Source organism: Streptosporangium nondiastaticum (assembly GCF_003011965.1).
Classification (GTDB): Bacteria; Actinomycetota; Actinomycetes; order Streptomycetales; family Streptomycetaceae; genus Streptomyces; species Streptomyces nondiastaticus.
The window spans coordinates 1-7,944 of record NZ_PXWG01000209.1 but is presented as its reverse complement, the minus strand read 5'-3'; the positions used below and the strand labels follow the sequence as shown (position 1 = coordinate 7,944).

Here is a 7,944-nt window from a genome sequence, read left to right as displayed (position 1 = left end):
AGCCTCTCCGTGCGGTGGAAGTGCTGTCCGCGGACGGACGACGGCTGAACCCCGACGACACCACCGTCCACAAGGTCCCCACCCGGTAACCCGAGCCGGAGGCCCCCATTCCCTCACTGCAGCTCCGGCACCCGCATCGCGAGAATCGCCATGTCGTCCGACGCCGGCTCGGCGGCGAAGCGCTCGACCGCTCGCAGCACCCGCGCGGCCACCGCACCCGCCGTCAGACCCGTACACGTCGTCAGCAGGTCCGTGAGGCCGTCGTCGCCGAGCATGCGCGTGCCCTCGCGGCGCTCGGTCACGCCGTCCGTGACGCACAGCAGCACGTCGCCCGGCTCCAGGGTGACCGTCTGCTCGTACAGCTCCAGGTCCTCCATGACGCCCAGCAGCGGCTGCGGGTCGGCCGCGGCCTCCACCGTGCCGTCCTGGCGCAGGCGCAGCGGAAGCGGGTGCCCGGCGCAGACGACCTTGAGGACCGCGCTGCCGTCCTCCTGCGGCCGCAGCTCGCCGTACAGCAGCGTCAGGAAGCGGCTGCGGGCGCCCTCGTCGAGGATGGCGGCGTTGAGGCGCTCCAGGACGGCCGGGCCGCCGTAGCCCTCGCGGGCGAGCAGGCGCAGGGCGTGCCGGGCGAGGCCGGTGACCGCCGCGGCCTCCGGGCCCGTGCCGCAGACGTCGCCGATGGCGAAGCCGTACGCGCCGTCGCGGATCGGGAAGAGGTCGTAGAAGTCTCCGCCGACCTCGTTGCCCTCGCCCGCGGCGCGGTAGATGACATCGACCTCGACGCCGGGGACGTGCAGTAGCTCCGGCGGGAGGAGGCTGCGCTGCAGGGACTGGCTGATGGCGGTGCGCTCGCTGTAGAGGCGGGCGTTGTCGAGGGCGAGGGCGGCCCGGCGCGACAGGTCCTCGGCGAGCTCCAGGATCTCCTGGCGGAAGTGGTCGTCGGTGGGCTTGCCGAGCGTGAGCATCCCGATGACGCGGTTGCGGGCCACGAGGGGCAGGACGACCGTCTCGCCGCCCACGGCGGCCGCCGTGGCGAGGGACGTGCTGGGTGCGGCCGGGTGCTCGGCGGAGTCGGCCAGGCCGAGGGAGCGCAGGGAGCCGCGCAGGGCGGAGGCGTGGGCGGCCTCGGAGGGGGCCGCCCAGACGCGGGCGCCGGGCGTGGGGACCGGGTCCGGCGGGGCGAGCTTGCCGAGGAGCGTCTTGAGGCCGTCGATGCGGTCCTCGTCCTCGTGCAGGACGTAGGACAGCTCGGGCTCGGAGGCGGGGTCGGCGACGGTGTAGACGGCGCACCAGGTGGCCAGGGTGGGGACCGTCATCTGTGCCATGAGGGCGAGGGTCTGGTCGCGGTCGAGGGTGCCGGCGAGCAGGTCGGAGGCCTCGACCAGGAAGGACAGGGAGCCGCGGCGGAGCCGTTCGAGCTCGTTGAGGCGGGCGCGCTCGACGGCCAGGGCGATGCGGTCCGCGGCGAACTGGAGGCGGAGGGCCTCCTCGTTGCTGTAGCGGCCCGGGGCCTCCGCGGCGACGCCCAGGGAGCCGGTGAGGCGGCCCTCGACCTTGAGGGGGACGGTGACGACGGAGCGCATGCCGGTGTCGGCGAGGAGGGGCACGGCGCCGGGGATGACGGCGAGGTCCTCGTGGACGGCGGGCATGCGGGCGGAGCCGTAGCGGCCGGTGCCGGCCTCGACGGGGACGCGGGCGAAGCGCTGGCGGGCGGACGGCAGGCCGGTGGAGGCCCGTACCTCCAGCTCGGTCTCGTCGTCGGTGGCCAGGAGGAGGTAGGCGGCGTCGCCGTCGAGCATGTCGCGCGCCCGCTCGACGGTGCGCTGCAGGAGGCCGTCGAGGTCGTCGGGGGCGGGGGAGCCGATGAAGACCTCGAAGGGGTCCGCGGTGGCCCGGTCGGCGGAGCCGCTGTCGGGGGCGGGGGCGGAGCGCTGCAGGCTCTGCAGGACGGCCCGCTCCTCTTCGCGCACCAGCAGGCAGACGGTGGAGGGCGCGCCCTCGTTGTCACGGACGCGCAGGTGGGAGGCGTAGACGGGGGTGATGCGGCCGTCGGCGCCCCTTATGCCGTAGGAGCCCTCCCAGCGGGACAGGCGCAGGGCCTCGGCGATGCCGGTGGAGGTGCCGGGGGTGTGCGGCCAGGCGGCGAAGTCGGTGAGCGGCTTGCCGGTGACCTGGTCGGCGGTGAAGCCGAAGAGGGCGGCCGCGTCGTCGTTCCAGCCGGTGATGGAGCCGGTGCGGTCGAGCTGGACGACGGCGACGCGGACGCGCGGGTCGGCCAGGGGCAGGGCCTCGGTGGGCAGGGCGGGGCCGGCGGAGCGGGTGCCTGCGGGGCGGTCGGGAAGGTCGAGCTGGAACCAGACCTGCTTGTGGGTGGGGGTGTACTCGACGCCCCAGCGGGTGGCGAGGGCGGCGCAGAGCAGCAGGCCGCGGCCGCCTTCGCGGTCGACTCCGCCGATGCGGCGGGCGGAGCTCTGCAGGGGCACCTCGCGCTCGGGGTAGCGGTCGGCGACCTCGACGCGGACGCCGGTGCCGGTGCGCATGCACAGGACATCGGCGGCGGTGCCCGCGTGGACGACGGCGTTGGTGACGAGCTCGCTGGTCAGGACGACGGCGTCGTCGATGATGTCGGGATGGCCCCAGCCCTGGAGGGTGTCCCGGACGAAGGCTCGGGCGGAGGCGACCGAGCGTCCGACCGGCTCGAAGGTGGCGGCAGCCCGCGCGGTGATCACAGGTCTCCTCGTGTAGGTCTCGGCGGTCTGCTCGCCCATGTCGCAGCGCCCCTCCATTGCCCTGGCCGGATGCCAGGTTACTTACCTTCACCGCACGGGCGGAGGCCGGTGCGAGCTGATTCCACCTTCGGAGTGCCCGCGGACCGTGTGCGATGCTGCCGAACTGTTATGGCCTGGCCGGGCCGGGGTGAAACACTGGGAAAGATTGAAGTGGAAGCCCGACGAGGATGATCGACCCTGCGGGAGGGACACGGTGGAGTCTGGCGCGGCGGCGCGGGGCGTGAGCACGCGCGCGAAGGGCGGACGGTCCCGGGCCAATGGGACGACGGAAGTGGACACGGCGGCCTTGACCAGGCTGCTGACGGCACTGTCCGCCATGCGCGACGGAAACTTCCGGAAGCGGCTGACGGTCTCCGGTGACGGGGTGATGGCCGAGATCGCCGCGGTCTTCAACGAGGTCGCGGACCGGAACCTGCAGCTCACGGGTGAGCTGGCGAGGGTCCGCAGGGTCGTGGGACGTGAGGGAAAGCTCACGGAGCGGCTGGAGGTGGGTGCCTGCGAGGGCGCCTGGGCGGCCGCGATCGACGCGTCGAACGCGCTGGTGGACGACCTGGTGCGGCCGGTGTCCGAGGTGGGCCGGGTGCTGTCGGCGGTGGCCGAGGGCGACCTGGAGCAGCGGATGGATCTGCGCTCGCAGGGCGCGGACGGGGCGGCGCACCCGCTGCGGGGCGAGTTCCTCAAGGTGGGGCGTACGGTCAACGGCCTCGTGGACCAGCTGTCGGCGTTCACCGACGAGGTGACGCGGGTGGCGAGCGAGGTCGGCACCGAGGGCAAGCTCGGCGGGCAGGCCCGGGTGCGCGGTATGTCGGGTTCGTGGAAGGACCTCACGGATTCCGTCAACACGATGGCGTCACGGCTCACCGCTCAGGTGCGTGACATCGCTCTCGTGACGACGGCGGTCGCCAAGGGCGACCTCTCCCGGAAGGTCACGGTGCACGTGGCCGGGGAGATGCTGGAGCTGAAGAACACCGTCAACACGATGGTGGACCAGCTGTCGTCCTTCGCCTCCGAGGTCACGCGCGTGGCGCGCGAGGTGGGCACCGAGGGCGAGCTGGGCGGCCAGGCGCAGGTGCCCGGTGTCGCGGGCGTCTGGAAGGACCTGACCGACTCGGTCAACCTCATGGCCGGGAACCTGACCGCGCAGGTGCGGGGCATCGCGCAGGTCACGGCGGCGGTGGCCAACGGCGACCTGTCGCAGAAGGTGACGGTCAGCGCGCGGGGCGAGATCGCCCAGCTGGCCGAGACGATCAACCAGATGACGGAGACGCTGCGCACCTTCGCGGATGAAGTGACGCGGGTGGCCAGTGAGGTCGGCGCCGAGGGCCGGCTGGGCGGCCAGGCGCAGGTGCCGGGGGCCGCGGGCACGTGGAAGGACCTCACCGATTCGGTGAACACGGCCTTCCGCAACGTCACTACGCAGGTGCGGGACATCGCCCAGGTGACGACCGCCGTCGCCAACGGCGACCTGGGGCAGAAGGTGACCGTGGACGTCTCCGGCGAGATGCTGGAGCTCAAGAACACGGTCAACACGATGGTCGACCAGCTGTCCTCGTTCGGTGCCGAAGTGACGCGCGTGGCGCGGGAGATCGGGGTCGAGGGCGAGCTCGGCGGTCAGGCGGCGGTGCCGGGGGCGGCGGGCACGTGGAAGGACCTCACGGATTCGGTGAACACCGCTTTCCGCAACCTCACGGGGCAGGTCCGCAACATCGCCCAGGTGACCACGGCGGTGGCCAACGGCGACCTCTCGCAGAAGGTGACGGTCGACGTCTCCGGCGAGATGCTCCAGCTGAAGAACACCGTGAACACCATGGTGGATCAGCTGTCGTCCTTCGCCGACCAGGTCACGCGCATGGCGCGGGACGTGGGCACGGAGGGCCGGCTGGGCGGCCAGGCCCGGGTGGACGGCGTCAGCGGCACCTGGAAGGAGCTGACCGACTCGGTCAACTTCATGGCGGGGAACCTGACTTCGCAGGTGCGGCAGATCGCCCAGGTGACCACGGCGGTGGCGCGCGGTGACCTGTCGCAGAAGATCGACGTGGACGCGCGCGGCGAGATCCTGGAGCTGAAGAACACCATCAACACGATGGTCGACCAGCTCTCCGCCTTCGCGGAGCAGGTCACGCGCGTGGCCCGCGAGGTGGGTACGGACGGCCGGCTGGGCGGTCAGGCGCAGGTGCCCGGTGTGGCCGGCGTGTGGCGGGACCTCACGGACTCCGTCAACGGCATGGCGGGCAACCTCACGGCGCAGGTGCGCAACATCGCGCAGGTCGCCACGGCGGTGGCGCGCGGTGACCTGTCGCAGAAGATCGACGTGGACGCCCGGGGCGAGATCCTGGAGCTGAAGAACACCCTCAACACGATGGTGGACCAGCTGTCGTCGTTCGCCGAGCAGGTCACGCGCGTGGCGCGGGAGGTCGGCACCGAGGGCATCCTGGGCGGCCAGGCCGAGGTCCAGGGGGTGTCCGGCACCTGGAAGGACCTCACGCAGTCGGTCAACTTCATGGCCAACAACCTGACGTCGCAGGTGCGCAACATCGCCGAGGTGACCACGGCGGTCGCCAAGGGCGACCTGTCGAAGAAGATCACCGTCGACGCGAAGGGCGAGATCCTCGAACTGGTCACCACCGTGAACACGATGGTGGACCAGCTCTCGGACTTCGCCGAGCAGGTGACGCGGGTGGCCCGCGAGGTGGGCACCGAGGGGCAGCTGGGCGGCCAGGCGCGGGTGCGGGACGTCACCGGCATCTGGAAGGACCTCAGCGACAACGTCAACCTGATGGCCAACAACCTGACCAGCCAGGTGCGGAACATCTCGCAGGTCGCGGCGGCGGTCGCCAACGGCGACCTGACCAAGAAGGTGACGGTCGAGGCGCGCGGCGAGGTCGCGCAGCTGGCCGACACCGTCAACACCATGGTGACGACGCTGTCGTCCTTCGCGGACGAGGTCACGCGCGTGGCCCGCGAGGTGGGCACCGACGGCATCCTGGGCGGCCAGGCCCGCGTGCCGGGCGTGAGCGGCACGTGGAAGGACCTCACGGAGTCCGTGAACGCCATGGCCTCCAACCTGACCGGCCAGGTCCGCAACATCGCGATGGTCACCACGGCCATCGCGCAGGGCGACCTCACCAAGAAGATCGACATCGACGCGCGCGGCGAGATCCTCCAGCTGAAGACGACCATCAACACGATGGTGGACCAGCTGTCGTCGTTCGCCGAGCAGGTGACGCGGGTGGCCCGCGAGGTGGGCACCGAGGGGCAGCTGGGCGGCCAGGCGCGGGTGCGCGACGTGGACGGCACCTGGCGCGACCTGACCGAGTCGGTCAACGAGATGGCCGGGAACCTGACCCGTCAGGTGCGGGCCATCGCCGAGGTCGCCACCGCGGTGACCCGCGGCGACCTCAACCTCAAGATCGACGTGGACGCGGCCGGCGAGATCCTGGAGCTCCAGGACAACATCAACACGATGATCGCCAACCTCCGCGAGACCACCCTGGCCAACAAGGAGCAGGACTGGCTCAAGGGCAACGTCGCCCGGATCTCCGGCCTCCTGCAGGGCCGCCGGGACCTGGACGACGTCGCCGGGCTGATCATGAGCGAGCTGACGCCGGTGGTCTCCGCGCAGCACGGCGCGTTCTTCCTGGCGATGCCGACGGGCTCGCCGGGCGGGCAGGGCGCGGAGGACGGCGAGGACGCGTACGAGCTGCGGATGCTCGGCTCGTACGGCTACTCCATGGGCTCCATGCCCACCTCCTTCCGGCCGGGCGAGACGCTGATCGGCACCGCCGCGAAGGAGAAGCGGACCATCCTGGTGGAGAACGTGCCGCCGGGCTATCTGAAGATCGCCTCCGGTCTGGGCGAGGCGCCGCCGGCCCACGTCATCGTGCTGCCGGTGCTCTTCGAGGGCCAGGTGCTCGGGGTGATCGAGCTGGCCTCGTTCCAGCCGTTCGCCCAGATCCAGAAGGACTTCCTCAACCAGATCGCCGAGATGATCGGCACCAGCGTCAACACGATCAGCGTCAACACCAAGACGGAGATCCTGCTCAAGCAGTCGCAGGAGCTGACGGAGCAGCTGCGCGAGCGGTCGGCCGAGCTGGAGAACCGGCAGAAGGCGCTGGAGATCTCCAACGCCGAGCTGGAGGAGAAGTCCGAGCGCCTGGCCCGGCAGAACCGCGACATCGAGGTGAAGAACACGGAGATCGAGGAGGCCCGGCAGGTGCTGGAGGAGCGCGCCGAGCAGCTCGCGGTCTCGATGCGCTACAAGTCCGAGTTCCTCGCCAACATGTCGCACGAGCTGCGCACCCCGCTCAACTCGCTGCTCATCCTGGCGAAGCTGCTCGCCGACAACGCGGACGGCAACCTCTCGCCGAAGCAGGTGGAGTTCGCCGAGACCATCCACGGGGCGGGCTCGGACCTGCTGCAGTTGATCAACGACATCCTGGACCTGTCGAAGGTCGAGGCGGGCAAGATGGACGTGAGCCCGACCCGTATCGCGCTCGTCCAGCTCGTGGACTACGTGGAGGCCACGTTCCGGCCGCTGACGGCGGAGAAGGGCCTGGACTTCTCCGTCCGGGTCTCGCCCGAGCTGCCGGCCACGCTGCACACCGACGAGCAGCGCCTGCTGCAGGTCCTGCGCAACCTGCTGTCGAACGCGGTGAAGTTCACCGACACCGGCGCGGTGGAGCTGGTCATCAGGCCCGCCGGCGGCGACGTCCCGGACACCATCCGCGAGCAGCTCCTGGAGGCCGGTTCGCTGCGCGACCCGGACGGCGAAGTGATCGCCTTCTCGGTCACCGACACCGGCATCGGCATCGCGGCCAGCAAGATGCGCGTCATCTTCGAGGCGTTCAAGCAGGCCGACGGGACGACCAGCCGCAAGTACGGCGGTACGGGCCTGGGGCTGTCGATCAGCCGGGAGATCGCCCGGCTGCTCGGCGGCGAGATCCACGCCGCGAGCGAGCCCGGCCGCGGCTCCACCTTCACCCTCTACCTCCCGCTCAACGCCGGTGAGCTGCCGCCCCAGGGCTATCCGCAGCTCGCGCCGGGCACCCGGCCCGAGCCGGGCGGCGCCGAGCACGCGGGCGGCCCCGAGGACATCACGGCGATGGAGGCGGGCCTGCCCGGCGCCGGCCCGGAGGCGGCCGCGCGCGGGGCGGCC

At 71.6% G+C, this 7,944-nt stretch carries 2 protein-coding genes; one reads left to right on the top strand and one right to left on the bottom strand.

Annotated features, from left to right (window positions below; all coding sequences use genetic code 11):
• Window positions 1-113: 113 nt before the first annotated feature.
• Window positions 114-2,768: a SpoIIE family protein phosphatase gene (locus B7P34_RS34055; protein WP_106682021.1), complete on the bottom strand. Its 2,655-nt coding sequence runs from the start codon at window positions 2,766-2,768 to the stop codon at window positions 114-116.
• Window positions 2,769-3,105: 337 nt separating this feature from the next.
• On the opposite strand from B7P34_RS34055, the gene B7P34_RS34050 reads away from it, so the two are divergent.
• On the top strand, window positions 3,106-7,944 hold a 4,839-nt coding region (locus B7P34_RS34050), incomplete at its 3' end, for a HAMP domain-containing protein (RefSeq protein WP_223268524.1).

Excerpts from the sequence above, each read along its gene's own strand:
- B7P34_RS34055 (WP_106682021.1), bottom strand. The coding sequence starts at position 2,768 with ATGGGCGAGCAGACCGCCGAGACCTACACGAGGAGACCTGTGATCACC.